This window comes from Labrys monachus, from assembly GCF_030814655.1.
Taxonomy (GTDB): domain Bacteria; phylum Pseudomonadota; class Alphaproteobacteria; order Rhizobiales; family Labraceae; genus Labrys; species Labrys monacha.
The window spans coordinates 4,712,555-4,728,110 of record NZ_JAUSVK010000001.1 but is presented as its reverse complement, the minus strand read 5'-3'; the positions used below and the strand labels follow the sequence as shown (position 1 = coordinate 4,728,110).

General features: G+C 67.4%; 12 protein-coding genes. 5 read left to right on the top strand and 7 right to left on the bottom strand.

The annotated features are described in order from the left end of the window. The first annotated feature begins 185 nt into the window (after positions 1–185). Together J3R73_RS21595 and J3R73_RS21590 are read left to right on the top strand one after the other, a co-directional pair. Positions 186–866 carry a response regulator transcription factor gene (locus J3R73_RS21595; RefSeq protein WP_307431757.1) on the top strand — a complete coding sequence of 227 codons (681 nt, stop codon included), beginning with the start codon at positions 186–188 and terminating at the stop codon, positions 864–866. Then, positions 850–2,238 (top strand): sensor histidine kinase, encoded by a 1,389-nt coding sequence (locus tag J3R73_RS21590; RefSeq protein ID WP_307431753.1) that lies wholly within the window; start codon positions 850–852, stop codon positions 2,236–2,238. Before J3R73_RS21595 ends, J3R73_RS21590 begins: the two co-directional genes overlap by 17 nt. Before the next feature lie 20 nt (positions 2,239–2,258). Here J3R73_RS21590 and J3R73_RS21585 read toward each other — a convergent pair whose 3' ends face one another. Next, entirely contained in the window at positions 2,259–2,876 is a 618-nt protein-coding gene (locus tag J3R73_RS21585; protein ID WP_307431751.1) for a glutathionylspermidine synthase preATP-grasp family protein, read from the bottom strand. A 35-nt stretch (positions 2,877–2,911) separates the two neighbouring features. Between J3R73_RS21585 and J3R73_RS21580 the strand changes: the two genes are divergently transcribed. Next, a complete protein-coding gene (locus J3R73_RS21580; RefSeq protein ID WP_307431746.1) occupies positions 2,912–5,842 on the top strand; it encodes a bifunctional [glutamine synthetase] adenylyltransferase/[glutamine synthetase]-adenylyl-L-tyrosine phosphorylase in 2,931 nt (976 codons plus the stop codon). Between the two features lie 118 nt (positions 5,843–5,960). Next, positions 5,961–6,266 carry an ATP-dependent Clp protease adapter ClpS gene (clpS, locus tag J3R73_RS21575; protein WP_307431742.1) on the top strand — a complete coding sequence of 102 codons (306 nt, stop codon included), beginning with the start codon at positions 5,961–5,963 and terminating at the stop codon, positions 6,264–6,266. A 37-nt stretch (positions 6,267–6,303) separates the two neighbouring features. On the opposite strand, the gene J3R73_RS21570 is transcribed toward clpS, so the two are convergent. Together J3R73_RS21570 and pepN are read right to left on the bottom strand one after the other, a co-directional pair. Then, the gene (locus J3R73_RS21570) at positions 6,304–8,496 is read right to left on the bottom strand and encodes a PAS domain-containing sensor histidine kinase (protein ID WP_307431737.1); all 2,193 of its coding nucleotides are present in this window, start codon (positions 8,494–8,496) and stop codon (positions 6,304–6,306) included. Between the two features lie 527 nt (positions 8,497–9,023). Further along, complete coding sequence (pepN, locus tag J3R73_RS21565) at positions 9,024–11,645, bottom strand: aminopeptidase N (RefSeq protein ID WP_307431732.1); 2,622 nt, start codon at positions 11,643–11,645, stop codon at positions 9,024–9,026. Positions 11,646–11,863: 218 nt separating this feature from the next. Here pepN and J3R73_RS21560 point away from each other — a divergent pair, with 218 nt between their 5' ends. After that, on the top strand, positions 11,864–13,258 hold the full coding sequence (locus J3R73_RS21560; protein ID WP_307431727.1) for a glycerophosphodiester phosphodiesterase family protein: 1,395 nt from the start codon (positions 11,864–11,866) through the stop codon (positions 13,256–13,258). Positions 13,259–13,387: 129 nt separating this feature from the next. Here J3R73_RS21560 and J3R73_RS21555 read toward each other — a convergent pair whose 3' ends face one another. The 4 genes from J3R73_RS21555 to J3R73_RS21540 all read right to left on the bottom strand — a co-directional run bounded on the left by J3R73_RS21555 (position 13,388) and on the right by J3R73_RS21540 (position 15,335). Beyond that, positions 13,388–14,200, bottom strand: a complete 813-nt coding sequence (locus J3R73_RS21555) for a transglutaminase-like domain-containing protein (RefSeq protein WP_307431724.1) — start codon at positions 14,198–14,200, stop codon at positions 13,388–13,390. Positions 14,201–14,420: 220 nt separating this feature from the next. Continuing rightward, on the bottom strand, positions 14,421–14,663 hold the full coding sequence (locus J3R73_RS21550) for an RNA-binding protein (RefSeq protein WP_307431722.1): 243 nt from the start codon (positions 14,661–14,663) through the stop codon (positions 14,421–14,423). 112 nt (positions 14,664–14,775) lie between these two features. After that, positions 14,776–15,075: a hypothetical protein gene (locus tag J3R73_RS21545; protein WP_307431719.1), complete on the bottom strand. Its 300-nt coding sequence runs from the start codon at positions 15,073–15,075 to the stop codon at positions 14,776–14,778. After that, the gene (locus J3R73_RS21540; RefSeq protein WP_307431717.1) at positions 15,072–15,335 is read right to left on the bottom strand and encodes a hypothetical protein; all 264 of its coding nucleotides are present in this window, start codon (positions 15,333–15,335) and stop codon (positions 15,072–15,074) included. The genes J3R73_RS21545 and J3R73_RS21540 overlap by 4 nt, the downstream gene beginning before the upstream one ends. Positions 15,336–15,556 lie beyond the last annotated feature (221 nt).

Sequence of the window (15,556 nt, the reverse complement as noted above, 5' to 3'; positions counted from 1 at the left end):
TTCGGGCGCCTCTTTTTCCCCCGCATCGAGGGGCGTCCGGTACTCGGCGAGGGATCGCAGGATCCCTCGCCTCTTTCGTCCGTCCCGACGCCGGGGATGGGAATGCAATTCTTTGAGGTGTCCCGAAAATGTGGCAAGTCTCGTCGGATACACCCCCGAGTTCGAATGCGACCGAGTCGTCCAGGATGCGTATTCTCATCGTCGAGGATGACCGCGACGCGGCGTCCTATCTCGTCAAGGCTTTTGCCGAGGCCGGCCATGTCGCCGACCATGCGGCGGACGGCCTGACCGGCTACGCCATGGCCAAGGACGGCCCCTATGACGTCCTCATCGTCGACCGCATGCTGCCCAAGCTCGACGGCCTGTCGATGATCAGCCGGCTGCGCCAGGAGGGGACGCAGACGCCCTCGCTCATCCTGTCCGCGCTCGGCGAGGTCGACGACCGGGTGAAGGGGCTGCGGGCGGGCGGGGACGACTACCTGCCCAAGCCCTATGCCTTTTCCGAATTGCTGGCCCGGGTGGAAGTGCTGTCGCGCCGCCATCCCGGCAAGGGCGAGGAAACGGTCTACAGGGTCGGCGACCTCGAGCTCGACCGCCTGTCGCATGTCGTCAGGCGGGCCGGGGAGGAGATCGACCTCCAGCCGCGCGAATTCCGCCTCCTCGAATATCTGATGAAGAATGCCGGCCAGGTCGTGACGCGCACCATGCTGCTCGAGCATGTCTGGGACTATCATTTCGATCCCGGCACCAATGTCATCGACGTCCATGTCTCGCGGCTGCGCGCCAAGCTCGACAAGGGCTTCGACAAGCCGCTGCTGCATACGGTCCGGGGCGCGGGATACATGATTCGTGCAGGCGCTCGGTAAGCTCGTCCGCACCACGGCCTTCAAGCTGATGGCCGCCTATCTCCTGGTGTTCACGCTGTTCGCCGCCTCGCTGCTCGGCTATTTCTTCTGGAACGCGCAGCGCCTGCTCGGGCTGCAGATCAACTCCTCGATCAACGGGGAGATCTCCAGCCTCGCCGACGAATACCAGCAGGGCGGGGTGATGCGCCTGGCCGCCACCATCGAGATGCGCGCGCGCAGGCCCGGCTCCCTCCTCTACATCGTCGCCACGCCGGACAACGAGGCCCTCGCCGGCAATGTCAGCGAATTGCCGGACGGCGTGCTCGACAAGCCCGGCTGGAGCAGCATTCCCTACAGCCGGGACGACGGGACGTCGAGCGGCGCGCGCATGGCGCTGGTGAGGGTCTTCCTGCTGCAGGGCGGCTACAAGCTGCTGGTCGGCGTCGATCTCGAAGAGCAGAGCCGCGTCCGTTCGATCATGCTCAACGCGGCGCTGTGGTCGGCCGGACTGATCGTGCTGCTGGGCGTCGCCGGCGGCTGGTTCGTGGCGCGCCGCGTGCTGCACCGGCTCGACGACATCAACGCCACGAGCCGGTCGATCATGGGGGGCGACCTGACGCGCCGGCTGAAGCTCGCCGGCACCGACGACGAAATCGACAGGCTTGCCGTCACGACCAACGCCATGCTCGACCGCATCCAGGAACTGATGGCGGGGCTGAAGGAAGTCTCGGACAATATCGCCCACGACCTCAAGACCCCGCTCACCCGGCTGCGCAACCATGCCGAGGAGGCGCTTCGCACCGCGCGCGACGAAAACACCTATCGTGTGGCCCTGGAGCGTACGATCGAGGAGTCGGACAAGCTGATCGGTACCTTCAATGCGCTCCTGATGATCGCCCGCGCCGAGGCGGGGCGCATCGAGACCTCGATGAGCGATTTCGACGTCGCGGAAGCGGCCCATTCGCTCGCCGAGCTCTACGAGCCGGTCGCCGAGGAAAACGGTGCGCGGATCCGCGTCGACGCCGTTCGGCCGCTGTCCCTGCGCGGCAACCGCGAGTTGATCAGCCAGGCCCTCGCCAATCTCGTCGACAACGCCCTCAAGCATGGTGCGCCTCCGGGCGGAGAGGGCGGCGCCGAGGTCACGATCACCGCGGCGAAAGGGGAGGGGCGCGTCGTGTTGAGCGTCGCCGACCGCGGCGAGGGCATCGCCCCTTCCGAGCGCCAGCGCGTGCTGGAGCGGTTCGTCCGGCTCGAATCGAGCCGGTCCCGCCCGGGTTCGGGGCTGGGGCTTTCGCTCGTCGCCGCCGCCGTCAAGCTGCATGGCGGCACCATCCGCCTGGAGGACAACCAGCCGGGGCTGAGGGTCGTGCTGGAGCTGCCCGACCGGCAGTGAGCCGGCGGCCCCGGGCGATCCTACAGGATCCGCCGCAGCCGCGCCTCGGCCCGCATCGAAGGCACGCGAAGCCAGCCGAGCACCGGCAGGGGCGAGGTCACCCGATAGCCGCCGTCGGTGCTCATGGGCAGGCGCAGCCGGGGCGGCGTGGCATCCTGCCACACGATCTCGACGAAGTCGCCGCCGACATCCGAGACGATGCCGACCTGCCCGTCGTCGCCCTCGTTCCCGAGCACGATGATATCGCCCTTGCGCGGGCGCTCGGTGCCGCCCTGGCGGAACTGGACCAGGCCGCGCTGCTCGTTGACGGCGCCCTGGGGCGTCTGGTCGTCGAAGAAGCTGAGCGGGCTGCCCGAGCCGACAGGCATGACATGCCCGCGTGCCCTGTAGAGATAGCGCGCGACGAACTCGGTCGGTTGCCACTTCAGGCCGAAATAAGTGCCGTCGGGCGCATAGCTGTGCCCGTGCGAGAGCGAGGCGATCGGCCCATTGTCATAGACCGGCACGCCGTCCAGCGTTTCGACCACCGTGCCCCTGGACCACGGGCTCCCGGGCCATTCGAACCCGTGCCGGAGGACGAAGGTCGCCCCCGTCCCGAGAATCACGAGAATGCCGCCGATCAGCATCCATTTGCGCATATGCGTGCTTTCGATAAGTTTGCCGGTCTGATGCTATGCGGCAGACAATAACAGATCCAAGGCGAGACATGGTTCCGATCGAAGACGAACGCCGCGCCGAGGCCCGATTCGCGGACATCCTGGACCGTCTTGACGCCGCTGCCCAGCCGGTCCTCGCCGGTGCGATTCGCGGCGGCGAACGCCATGCCGTGCTCGCGGGCATCGCGACCGGTTCGCCTTTCCTGTGGGGGCTGTGCCTCGCCGATCCCGCCCGCCTCGAGCGCATCCTCGCCGGCGAACCGGAGACGGTGCTGGCGAAGGCTTTGGCGAGCGCCGGCCACCGATGCCGCGAGGCGGCCACCGCCGCCGATGCAATGCAGGCCCTGCGCCTGCTCAAGCAGGAGGCGGCGTTGCTGATCGGCATCGCCGACCTGTCGGGAGCCTGGGACCTGACCGCAGTCACCGGTGCGCTGACCGACGTCGCCGAGGAAAGCGTGCGGCTCGCCCTCGGCTTCCTGCTGCGCGAGGCCGCCGAGGCCGGGCGCTTCGTGCCGGCCGATAACGCCCAGCCCGAGCGGAGCTGCGGCCTGGTCCTCCTCGCCATGGGCAAGATGGGCGCCCGCGAGCTGAACTATTCCTCCGACATCGATCTCATCGTGCTGTACGACGCGGAGGCTGCGACGCTCAAGGAGGGCATCGAGCCCGCCACCTTCTTCGTGCGGCTGACGCGGGCGCTGGTCCGCCTCCTGTCCGAGCGCACCGCGGACGGCTACGTCTTCCGCGTCGACCTGCGGCTGCGCCCCGATCCGGGGGCGACCGCCGTCGCGATCTCGCTGCCGGCGGCCTTCTCCTATTACGAGAGCGTCGGCCAGAACTGGGAGAGGGCGGCGATGATCAAGGCGCGTCCCTGCGCCGGCGATGTCGGCCTCGGCGAACGTTTCCTCGCCGGGCTGACACCCTTCATCTGGCGCCGCCACCTCGACTACGCGGCGATCGCCGACGTCCACGCGATGAAGCGCCAGATCCATGCCCATAGGGGCCACGAAGTCATCGCCGTCGCGGGCCACGACCTCAAGCTCGGGCGCGGCGGCATCCGCGAGATCGAGTTCTTCGTGCAGACGCAGCAATTGATCGCCGGGGGGCGCAATCCCGACCTGCGCGGGCGCGGCACCGTCGCCATGCTGTCGCGGCTGCAGGAGGCCGGATGGATCACCGAGCGGGCGCGGGCGGAACTGACCGAGGCCTATGTCTTCCTGCGCGGCCTCGAACATCGCCTGCAGATGATCGCCGACGAGCAGACCCACAGCCTTCCGAAGGACGAGCCCGCCTTGACGGGCTTCGCGCATTTCGCAGGCTATGCCGATGTGGCCGGCCTGTCGGAGGATCTGCTGGCGAGGCTGGAGACGGTGCAGAAGCACTATGCGAGGCTGTTCGAGGCCTCGCCGCCGCTCGACAGCGCCGCCGGCAGCCTGGTCTTCACCGGCAAGGACGACGATCCGGAGACGCTCGAGACCTTGAAGCGCCTCGGCTTCGCCTCGCCGCCCCAGGTCGCGGCGATGATACGCGGCTGGCATTTCGGGCGCTACCCGGCGATGCGTTCGGCCCGGGCGCGCGAGGATCTGACCGAGCTGACGCCGGCCCTGCTGGAGGCTCTGGCGCGCGAAGGCCGCCCGGACGGCGCGCTCATCGTGTTCGACGGCCTCCTGTCGCGCATGCCCTCGGGGTTCCAGCTCTTTTCCATCCTGCGCAACAACACCCGGCTGCTCGACGTCATCGTCCGCATCCTCGGCGTCGCGCCGAGGCTCGCCGACCTGCTGGTCACCCGGCCGCATGCGCTCGACGGCCTGCTCGACCACGGCGTGGAAGGCACCATCGAGAGCGGGTGGATCGGCCGGCGCCTGGCGGCGACGCTCGCCATCGGCGAGAGCTACGAGGACAAGCTCGACCTCGCCCGCATCTTCGCACGCGAGCGCCTGTTCGTCCTGGGCGCGCGCCTCCTGTCCGGCGAACTCGATCCGCTGGACTGCGGCGCCCAGATTTCCGCGCTCGCCGACGCCACGGTCGGCAGCCTGCTCGACCTCGTCGCCGCCGAACTGCGGGCGGCGCATGGCGAGCCGGCGGGGGCCCGCATCTGCGTCCTCGGCATGGGCAAGCTGGGGGGGCGCGAGATGACCGCCTCCTCGGATCTCGATCTCATCGTTCTCTATGATCACGCGCCGGATGCCGTCGAGACCGCCGGAGCGCGTCCCATCGCGCCGGCCGCCTGGTTCGCGCGGCTGACGCAGCGGCTCATCGCGGCGCTGTCGGCGCCCACCGCGCAGGGCACGCTCTTTTCCGTCGACATGCGCCTGCGCCCCTCCGGACGGATGGGACCGGTCGCCATCCATGTCGACGGCTTCCGGCATTACCAGCGCCAGGAGGCCTGGACATGGGAGCATATGGCGATGACCCGCGCGCGGCCGGTCGCCGGCGATGCGAGTCTCGGCTCGGAGGTCGAGGCGGTCATCCGCGAGGTGCTGTCGATCCGCCGGGATCCCGGCAAGGTGCGGGCCGACGTCGCCGAGATGCGCGCTCTGCTCGAAAAGGAGAAGGGCGGGCGCGGCCGGTGGGACCTGAAGAACGCGCCGGGCGGGCTGATCGACATCGAGTTCATCGCCCAGGCGCTGCAGCTCCTGCATGCAACGGATCATCCTTCGGCGCTGGATCCGAACACCGGCAGGGCGCTTGACAGGGCGTTGGCGGCCGGGGTGCTGGCCAGGAGCGACCATGCGCGCCTTTCGGAAGCCTGGCGGCTCTATACCGCCTTGTCGCAGGTGATCCGCTTCTGCGTCGGCGGCGACCTCGACCCCGAGGCGACCTCCGATGCCGGCAAGGTGCTGCTGTGCCGCATCGCCGGCTGCGCCGATTTCGACGAGCTCGGCAATGTCGTGGCGGTGAACCAGGCACGGGTGCGGGACCTGTTCCGAAGGCTCGTCGGCGGCGGATAGGCGCTGCCCCATCGCCGATCACCATCTGGTGAAGCGACGGCGCTGGACGTCGGCGGCCAGCCGTGGGAAAACTGCGTCCATGCATCCATGTCGAGCCGTCATCGGGAGTCTGCCGCCCATGAGTGACACTGCTCTCAATCCCCGCACCAAGATCCTCGCCAAGATCCAGCGTCCGCATCTTCACAAGGTCATCCTGGTGAATGACGACTACACGCCGCGGGAATTCGTGGTCCAGATCCTGAAGGGCGAGTTCAGGATGAACGAATCGCAGGCCTATCGGGTCATGCTGACGGCTCACCAGAAAGGCGTGTGCGTCGTCGCCGTCTTCGCCAAGGACATCGCCGAAACCAAGGCGACCCGCGCGACGGACGCGGCCCGAAGCCTGGGCTATCCGCTGCTGTTCACCACCGAGCCGGAAGAGTAGCCTGCGGCGGTTCCCGCGGTGTCCTCCGTGCCGTCGCTCAGTGCAGCGTGGCCGTCGCCGGTATGCGCCTCAGCCCCGCGCGCATCATCGGCTCCCGAATGTTCGGCGCCTGCCGCTGCCCGCCGAGCGCCGGCAGGACGACCATCACCACCGTGCCGACATTCACCGCCGAGCGGATATGGATCGAGCCGCCATGGAGCTCGACCAGCGACTTGGCGATCGAAAGGCCGAGACCCGATCCCTTATGGGTCTTGGTGAACTGGGTCTGGACCTGTTCGAAGGGGCGGCCGAGCTTGCCGATCGCCCCGGCGGGAATGCCGATGCCGGTATCCTCGACATAGATCGCCACCTTGCCGCTGCGCTGGCGGATGCGCAGGCCGATCTTGCCGCCCTCCGGCGTGAACTTGACCGCGTTGGACAGGAGATTGCGCAGGATCAGCCGCAAGGCCCGCCTGTCGGCGACGAGGTCGACCCCGTTCTGCCAGGCGGGGTGGACGACGAGCCTTTTGGCCTCGATGTCAGGGCGTGCGGAGCGCAGCAATTCGGCCAGCAGGCGGTCGACGGCGAAGTTCTCGCGCTGGAGCTCGACCTCGCCCGCTTCGATCTTCGACATTTCGAGGATGTCGTCGACGAAATTGAGGAGATAGCGGCCGCTGTCGTTGATGTCGCGGCAATAGCCGACATAGCGCGGCTGGCCCAGCGAGCCGAAGGTGCCGCTCTCCATCAGCTCGGAGAAGCCGATGATCGCATTGAGCGGCGTGCGCAGCTCATGGCTCATATTGGCGAGGAATTCCGACTTGGCGCGATTGGCGGATTCGGCCTTGATCTTCTCCTCGGCATATTTCTCGGCCAGCTCGGCCAGTTCCTGGGCCTGGCGTTCGAGCACCTGGCGCGAGCGCTTGAGGTCGGCGATCATGCCGATGAGGCTGCGCTCGCCGTCGAGCAGCTTGGCCTGCTGCTCCTTCAGCGAGGAGATGTCGGTGCCGACGGAGACATAGCCGCCGTCCTTGGTGCGCCGCTCGTTGATGGTGAGCCAGCGTCCGTCCTGAAGCTGCGCCTCGAAGGTGCGCGCGCCACGCTCGATCTGTCCGTCGGCCGGCATGTTGGTGCGCACCACCGGCTGGGCCCCGGTGCCGACGATGGCGCTGTAATGCGTGCCCGGCCTCGTCAGGTCGTCGGACAGGCCGTGCAGTGCCTGGAACTTGGAATTGCAGATGACGAGCCGGTTGTTGGCGTCCCACAGCACGAAGGCCTCCGAGATCGCCTCGATCGCATCGCGCAGGCGCAGGTCGGCGCGTTGGGTCTTCTCGGCGAAGCGGCGCTCCTCCGTCTCGTCGACGACGATGCCGATGAGCCTTTTGCCGCCGCGCGGGCCGAAAACCAGTTCGCCCCGCGCCCGGACGCAGATCCACTCGCCATTGGCGCAGCGCATGCGGAAGCGCCGGTCGATCAGCACGGGGGGATTCTTGGCGCGCAGCTCGGCCGAAAGCGATTGCAGCCCGCCGTCGTCGACATGGATGAGGCGGTCGATATCGTCATGGACGAGCAGATCGTCCTGCGGTTCGTAGCCGAGCAGCTGGAACATCGAATCCGACCAGAACACCCGGCCGGCGTCGAGGTCCCAGTCCCACAGGCCCGAACGGCCGCGGCTGAGCGCCGTTTCGAGCCTCTCCCGCACGGCGTTGTAGATATCGTCCGCCCGCCTCGCCCGCGACGCCTGCCAGTAATAGGCGAAGCCCAGGATGAGGAGGACGCCGCCGGTGGTGACGGTGAACAGGGTGAGCAGGGCGACGAGCGTGTACCAGCGGGCGAGGATGTCCCCGAGCGGCTCGGCGGCGATGATGCGGAAGCCTTCGCTGCTACCGATCGAGGCGAGCAGCGGATCGCCGTCGAGCGTGACGAGGGTCTGGCCGTTGGCGAGACTGCCGACGGCGCGGATGAGGTCGCCGGCATGGCCGGTCTGGTCGAGCGGCCGGCCCTGCGGCGTGACGATGGCGAGCGTGATCGATTCCGGCGCGGAGATCGCGGCCATGACAGGGGCCTTGCCGGTCCGGGCGACGATGGCGCTCAGCTTGGCGGCCGCGACGGAGACCACCAAATCGAGATTGCCGCCAGCGTCGTCGATCATGCGGCTGCGCATGTCGCGCGCCTGGATGAAGGCGGCGAGCGCCATCGTGACCAGAAAGGCGACGATGAGAATCGGCACCGTCTTGCGCAGCAGCGGTTCCATGCTGAGCAGACGGCGATATGTCGGGCAGATCAGCATTCTTGCATGGCCGCGTATGTCGGGCGCACGCGAAAATGCTCCTGTCGCGTTTGCACGCGCCATTCCTCAGCCCTTCCAGCTACTTGGAGATAGAGCGGGGCGTGGCCATCCACAGCTCCCGCGTTGGTGTCTCTATAAGAATCAACGTTGCGCTGATTTGTCCAGACCGGCCGTGAACTCTTTTTTAATTATTTGTGTCTAGCCGCGGGCAAAAAACGTGCGATTCCCGTCTATTCGGCGGCCAAACAATGTTCAACGACTAGATGTTGCAGTGCGAAGTGCTTTCGCCTCAACATATTGACGTTGCCGGCTGTCCTCTTCGAGTACCGGCAGCCGCCGCTACTGACGCCGACTATCACGACGGCATCGAGAGTATTGCACCCGAGAGCATTTGGTCATTGCAATATATTTATCGGACTCCATCGTATAAAATTGCGACGGGCGCTGGCCCTTCAAACTGAAACGGCCGGGATGATTTGCGCCTTCAGTCATCATGCCAGAGCCCTGCCGGCGATATCGGCCACGTCGCGGGATAGCGAGGGACGGGCGACGATCTCCCTAAGGGAAGCTTCAGCCAGAGCGCGCCTTCCACTTTCAAGGGCACGCCAGGCCTTGAAGGCGCCGAGCAGCCGGGCGGCGAGTTGCGGGTTCTTCGGATCGATGGTCAGCACGACGTCGCGGAGCAGGCGATAGCCTTCCCCGTCCGGCCGGTTGAACTGCGTCTGGTTGCCGCTGGAAAAGGCGCCGACGAGGGCGCGGACGCGATTGGGGTTGTGCAGCGAGAAGGCGGGGTGGCGCATCAACTCCTTCACGCGGGCGAGCGTCGATTCATGCGGGATCATGGCCTGCACGCTCAGCCATTTGTCGACCACCAGCGGATCGTCGCCGTAGCGCTCGTGGAACCGTGCCAGCGCCCGTTCGCCGGCCGCGGTGGCGGAGAAGGCCAGCGTGGTCAGCGCCGCCATCCGATCCGTCATGTTGTCGGAGCCGTCGAACTGGGCCTGCGCCCGTTCCAGCGCCGCCGTCCCGCCGCCGGCGCAGGCGAGGTCGAGCGCGACGTTGCGCAGCGAGCGCAGGCCGGCGTCGCGGGCCTGCGGCGAATAGAGGCCGTCGACCACCAGGGTCTCGACCGCGTGGGCGAGGTCGGCGGCGAGCACCCGGCTCAGGGCGGCGCGCAGGCCCTGCCGGGCGCGGTGAATGGCGTCGGGATCGACATCGCGGCCGATCTCCCGCGCGAGATCGGCCTCGCTCGGCAAGGCCAGGCACAGGGCGCCGAAGGCCGGATCGCGCCGGCCCTCCGCGAGGATCCTGCGCACCGCCTCGACGAAGCGCGGATCGAGAGGCGAGGAGGGATCGGCGACGAGCCGCAGCAGCACCCGCGTCGCATAGTTCTGGGCGGCCTGCCAGCGATTGAACGGGTCGCTGTCGCGCGCCAGGAGCGTGAGCATGTCGTCCTCGCCGAGGTCGAGCACGAGCTTCACCGGCGCCGAGAAGCCGCGCAGCAGCGAGGGGACCGGCTTTTCGGCGACATTGCCGAAGACGAATTCCTGCGCCGGTCTGCCGAAGGCGACGACGCCCTCGAACGGCCGGCCCTCGAGTGTGATCGGCAGGTCGCCTGCGCCGCCCACGAGGCCGAGGCGGATCGGGAACAGCATCGGCTCCTTCTGCGGCTGGCCGGGCGTGGGCGGCAAGGTCTGGCGCAGGGTGAGGGTATAGGTCGCGGATGCCTCGTCCCAGCGGCCTTCCGCCGCGATTTCTGGCGTGCCCGATTGCCGGTACCACAGCATGAACTGGCCGAGGTCGCGTCCGCTCGCCTCGGCGAAGCAGGCGATGAAATCCTCGATGGTGACGGCCTGGCCGTCATGACGGACGAAATAGAGATCCATGCCGGCAGCGAAGGCGGCATCGCCGACCAGGGTCTTGAGCATCCGCACGACCTCGGCGCCCTTCTCATAGACGGTGGCCGTGTAGAAATTGTTGATTTCGCTGTAGACTTCCGGCCGGACCGGATGGGCGAGAGGGCCGCCGTCCTCGGCGAATTGCTGGGCGCGCAGGGTCTTCACGTCGGCGATGCGCTTGACCGGCCGCGAACGCTGGTCGGAGGAGAATTCCTGGTCGCGGAATACGGTCAGGCCTTCCTTCAGGCAGAGCTGGAACCAGTCCCGGCAGGTGATGCGGTTGCCCGTCCAGTTGTGGAAATATTCGTGGGCGATGATCGCCTCGATATTGGCGTAGTCCTGGTCCGTGGCCGTCTCGGGCAGGGCCAGCACATATTTGTCGTTGAAGACGTTGAGGCCCTTGTTCTCCATCGCGCCCATGTTGAAGTCGGATACGGCGACGATCATGAAGATATCGAGGTCGTATTCCCGCCCGAAGGCCTCCTCGTCCCAGCGCATGGAGCGCTTCAGCGCGTCCATGGCATAGGCGCAGCGCTCCTGCTTGCCGTGCTCGACATGGATCTCCAGGGTGACCTCGCGTCCGGAGCGGGTGGTGAAGCGGTCGCGCATGACGGCGAGGTCGCCGGCCACCATGGCGAACAGATAGGACGGCTTGGGAAAGGGATCGTGCCACACCGCGAAATGGCGGCCGTCGCCGAGCACGCCCGCCTCGATGCGGTTGCCGTTGGCGAGCAGCGTCGGCGCCTCGTCGCGCCTCGCTTCGATGCGCGTCGTGTAGACGGAGAGCACGTCCGGGCGGTCGAGGAAATAGGTGATGCGCCGAAAGCCTTCCGCCTCGCATTGCGTGCAATAGCAGGCATTGGAGCGGTAGAGCCCCATCAGCTGGGTGTTGGCGGAGGGATCGAGCACCGTCTCGATGGCGAGGACGAAGGGGCCCTGCGGAGGGGCCGCCAAGGTGAAGCGCTGCGCGGAAACCGAAAAGGCCTCGGGCGGCAGGGCGCGGCCGTCCAGCGTCGCGGCGACGAAGTCGAGCCCGTCGCCGTCCAGTTCCAGGGGGGCGGGGCTGTCGGCAGCGGCATTGGGCCGCATGGCGAGGGTGGCGACGATGCGCGTCCGCGTCCTGTCGAGCCGGATGTCCAGGTGAACCGTATCGATGAGAAAGGCCGGAACGCGGTAGTCGGCGAGGCGCACGGGCTCCAGCACGGCTTCTGACATGATGTTCGGTTCCAGTTTCAGGGATGCGTTCTGAATCGTGCGAATGTGGCGCCATCATGCCGGACTCCGGCTGCCGGCTGCAATCTTATCGAGGACATCGGCCTCCCGCCGCCCGCGCCGGCCCGGCCCGTCATGCCCCCGTCAGACAGCTCGGCCATGAAGCCCGGGTGTCGGCGCCGCAGGGGCAGCCGGCGTTTACCGGATGACAAGGGGACGACATGAGCAAGTTCGGCGGATTGGGCCGTGTGCTGGCGGGGTCCACGGTGATGGTCCTGTGCCTGGCATTGCAGGCTTCGGCGCAGGATAATCCTGCACAGGCGGGTGCCGGGTCGCAGGTCAGGCCCTTCCTGACCCTGGACGGTAAGCAGCCGCTCGTCATCGGCCATCGCGGCCTGCCCGGGCTGATGCCCGAGGAGACCCAGCCCTCCTACGACACGGCGGCGGCCATCGGCACCGATGCCTTCGAGGAAGACCTGCATCTCACCAAGGATTGCGTGCTGGTCGCGCGCCACAATCCCTGGCTCAGCGACAACACCGACATCGCCGACGTCGCCAAGGCCAATCCCGAGGTCGCGGCGCGCAAGCGCACCGTGCCTGGCGTCATGGTCAAGGTGAAGTGGCCGGCGACGGCCGGCAGCGGCCCGTCCGACTATCTGACCGACCTCACCGATCCCGCCGATCCCAAATCGGTGCTCAAATCGCTGATCGTCGACGGCGAGGACCACACCAACGACTGGTCGATCACCGACTTCACCATGGCCGAACTGAAGAAATGGCTCGCCGGCACGACCTATGACGCCGCCGCCGAGCGTCCCAAGGAATTCAACGGCAAGTTCCCGATCCTGAGCTTCCAGGAGATCATCGACCTCGCCAAGGAGAAGAGCCGCCAGACCGGGCGTCCGATCGCCGTCTATCCCGAATCCAAGAACCCGACCTGGAACGACGAGCAGGCGATCGCCAATGGCTGCGGGGCGCCCGGCAGCCATCCGCTCGAAGACGCGATGATCAAGATCATCAGGGATAACGGCCTCAATTCGAAGGATGCGCCGATCTTTGTGCAGAGCTTCGAGCCGGGCAGCCTGAAATATATGCGCAGCCACGGCCTGGAGACCAGGATCGTCCAGCTGATCGACGCCTATGACGTCGATCTCAAGACCGGCAGCGTCGTCTACAACGAGATCACCGACAGCCGCCCCTATGACTGGACGCTCGCCGGCGACCCGCGCTGGTACGATGCGATGCTGACGCCGGCCGGCCTCGCCGAGATCAGGACCTATGCCGACGGCATCGGCCCGTGGAAGCCGCAGATCGTGCCGGTGAAGGTGGTGCCCTGGAAGGACAAGAACGCGGACGGCACGCCCTATACGGGCTCGACCTCCGATGCGACGGTGCAGGCCCCCACCAGCGTCATCGCCGACGCCCACAAGGCGGGGCTCTTCGTCCACGTCTTCACCTTCCGCAACGAGAAGAAGTACCTCGCCGGCTCCTATCAGGGCGACCCGCAGCAGGAATATCTGCACTTCTTCCGCCTCGGCGTGGACGGCGTCTTCACCGACTTCAGCAACACCGGCTTTGTCGCGCGGCTCGCTTATCTACGCGAACTCGGGCTCTGAGCCTTTGGCTTTGACCAAGCAGGAGCGGGCGCGGCATTCGCGCCCGCCGGAGCAAGCGCGGACAGGTGCGCCGCGCCTCGGCAGGGGGATGCATGTCGCCCTGCCGGAGCACGGCCGTCCGGCCCGCGCCTATTGCAGGTTCGGAACCTCGTAGGTCCAGACCCGAAATCCCTTCAGGACATGCGGTCCGAAGGAATTGATGAGCGGCACGTCGGCGGCATCCCGGCCGCGCGCCACCACGATCCTGCCGATCCGGGGCACGTTGTTGCGCGGATCGAACGTATGCCAGGCGCCGTCCAGAAACACCTCGATCCAGGCGCTGAAGTCCATCGGATCGACCACGGGAACGCCGATGTCGCCGAGATGGCCGTTGACGTAGCGCGCGGGGATGTTGAGGCAGCGGCAGAAGGTGACGGCGAGATGCGCAAAGTCGCGGCACACGCCGATGCGCTCGTGGAAGGATTCGAAGGCGGTGCGGGTCGATCGCGCCTGCATGTAGTCGAAGCGGATATGGTTGTGCACGAAATCGCAGATCGCCTGCACCCGGCCCCATCCGGGGGGGACCGCGCCGAAAATATCCCACGCCGTCTGGCTGAGGCGATCGGTTTCGCAATAGCGGCTGCCCATGAGATAGGTCAGGCAATCGTCGGGGAGGTCCTGCACCGGGAGTTCCCGGGCGTCGGGCAGCACCGGGTCCGGCTGACCGTTGTCCTCGATGGTGGCGTCGCCCCAGATCGTCAGGTCGCCCGCCGGCGCGACGAGCCGCCGGCATCGGTTGCCGAAGAGGTCGCGATAGGTCGATGTCGGGACGTCGGGGGTGGTGAAGACCGTTTCCGGCACTCGCATGTCTGCGGCGCGATCCTCATGGACCGACAGCAGACACACCAACGCGGTCGGCTGCTGGCAGTTCAGCGAGATCTCATAACCGTAGCGGATCAGCATGGAAAGTTCCTGGGCGCGTGGATCGGCCGCCGGAAGCCGGCGGTCGGTGGGGTGGGATGGGGGTGGCGGGAAGGCGGATTGGAGGGCGAGGGCGGCGGGATCATGAGCGGGCCGATGCGGCATGGAGCGGCAGGGCGCAGTCGGCCTTGCGGCTCCCATCTCGATTGAGGGATGGCGGCGGCATCGTGTCGTCGGCGCCCGCAGGCGTCGCGTCGGTCGTTCATGATGTCGGCTTTCCTTTCTTCGGAGGGGCGGCATCGAGGACGCCGGAATAGAGTGTCCCGCCTTCTGCGGCGGTGATCGTCATGGCGTCCGGGCGCTGCGGCATGTCGAGGGTCAGCGCCAGCCGCCGCCCAAGGTCGATCGCGTCGTCCAGGTCATGCGCTTCGTCCGTCACGCGGCCGAGCACGGCATGGGCGTCGTCGGCCTCGCGGGTACGGTAGAACTCGACGATGATCTTCATCACTTGGATGTCCGTTCCGCCGGAGCGTCATGGCCTGGGGGCGCCGGCCTGCGCCGCCGGCGGGACCCGCTGGCCCGAGGCGCCTTCAGGCCAGGGCGATGCCTTTTGCCGCCTAGCCGAACGTTCTTTCGATGAGCGCGGCGCCGCGGCCCGTCGTGGCGGCGGCGACAGCCTCCAGGCGATCCTCGGTCGTCACCCGCTCATGGCTCTCGCCGTCGCTGCGGATGCGATATTGCGGTGACGCGTTCTCGCCCGGCGGCAGCACGGCGGTGATCCGATAGAGGTCGGCGGCGCCGGACCGCGATCCGTGGCCATGCCTCAGGCGGACCAGCTGTCCGACGGCGAAGAGGTGGCTGCCGGTCGCGCGCCGGTCCGGATGGGCGCCGGAGGGGAGGGTGGTTTTTGCGGTCATGAGGGTCGGTGGTCCTTTTCGAGCGCCGCTTCGAGGTCTGCCGGAATGATCGGCACCATTTGTCGCGTCGAGGCCCGCGCGGCGATGGCGGGCAGGTGGATGAAGGCGCCGACGCGGCGCCATGCGAGCCAGGAGGCTCCTTCGATCAATTCTTCGTCGTGGTCGACGCGATAGTCTCCCGCCGGTTGCGGCGCGTCGAAACCCGTCAGCCGGAAGGCGGACGAGAAGTGGACGACGGTCTGCGTGGTACGACTGGTCATGGTCGGGATCTCCGCAGGAGCACGCGGATGCGCCTCCTGCATCGCGCCGTCGGAACCGCGACGACCCCGATGCCGCCGGTCTCTCCGGAGCGGGGATCTTCCCGGATCGGACAGGACGATGCGCGCGCCGGATCGGCGCTATGCGTTCGCTGTCGAAATTCGGTGATGAATGGCGGGTCCCGGGTCTCTGACACCGCAAAAGCCAAATCGGCCAAATCAAC

Excerpts from the sequence above, each read along its gene's own strand:
- pepN (WP_307431732.1), bottom strand. The coding sequence starts at position 11,645 with ATGTCAGAAGCCGTGCTGGAGCCCGTGCGCCTCGCCGACTACCGCGTT.
- J3R73_RS21570 (WP_307431737.1), bottom strand. The coding sequence starts at position 8,496 with ATGGAACCGCTGCTGCGCAAGACGGTGCCGATTCTCATCGTCGCCTTT.
- J3R73_RS21555 (WP_307431724.1), bottom strand. The coding sequence starts at position 14,200 with ATGCTGATCCGCTACGGTTATGAGATCTCGCTGAACTGCCAGCAGCCG.
- J3R73_RS21595 (WP_307431757.1), top strand. The coding sequence starts at position 186 with ATGCGTATTCTCATCGTCGAGGATGACCGCGACGCGGCGTCCTATCTC.
- J3R73_RS21540 (WP_307431717.1), bottom strand. The coding sequence starts at position 15,335 with ATGACCAGTCGTACCACGCAGACCGTCGTCCACTTCTCGTCCGCCTTC.
- J3R73_RS21545 (WP_307431719.1), bottom strand. The coding sequence starts at position 15,075 with ATGACCGCAAAAACCACCCTCCCCTCCGGCGCCCATCCGGACCGGCGC.
- J3R73_RS21550 (WP_307431722.1), bottom strand. The coding sequence starts at position 14,663 with ATGAAGATCATCGTCGAGTTCTACCGTACCCGCGAGGCCGACGACGCC.
- J3R73_RS21580 (WP_307431746.1), top strand. The coding sequence starts at position 2,912 with ATGCGGCAGACAATAACAGATCCAAGGCGAGACATGGTTCCGATCGAA.
- J3R73_RS21585 (WP_307431751.1), bottom strand. The coding sequence starts at position 2,876 with ATGCGCAAATGGATGCTGATCGGCGGCATTCTCGTGATTCTCGGGACG.
- clpS (WP_307431742.1), top strand. The coding sequence starts at position 5,961 with ATGAGTGACACTGCTCTCAATCCCCGCACCAAGATCCTCGCCAAGATC.
- J3R73_RS21560 (WP_307431727.1), top strand. The coding sequence starts at position 11,864 with ATGAGCAAGTTCGGCGGATTGGGCCGTGTGCTGGCGGGGTCCACGGTG.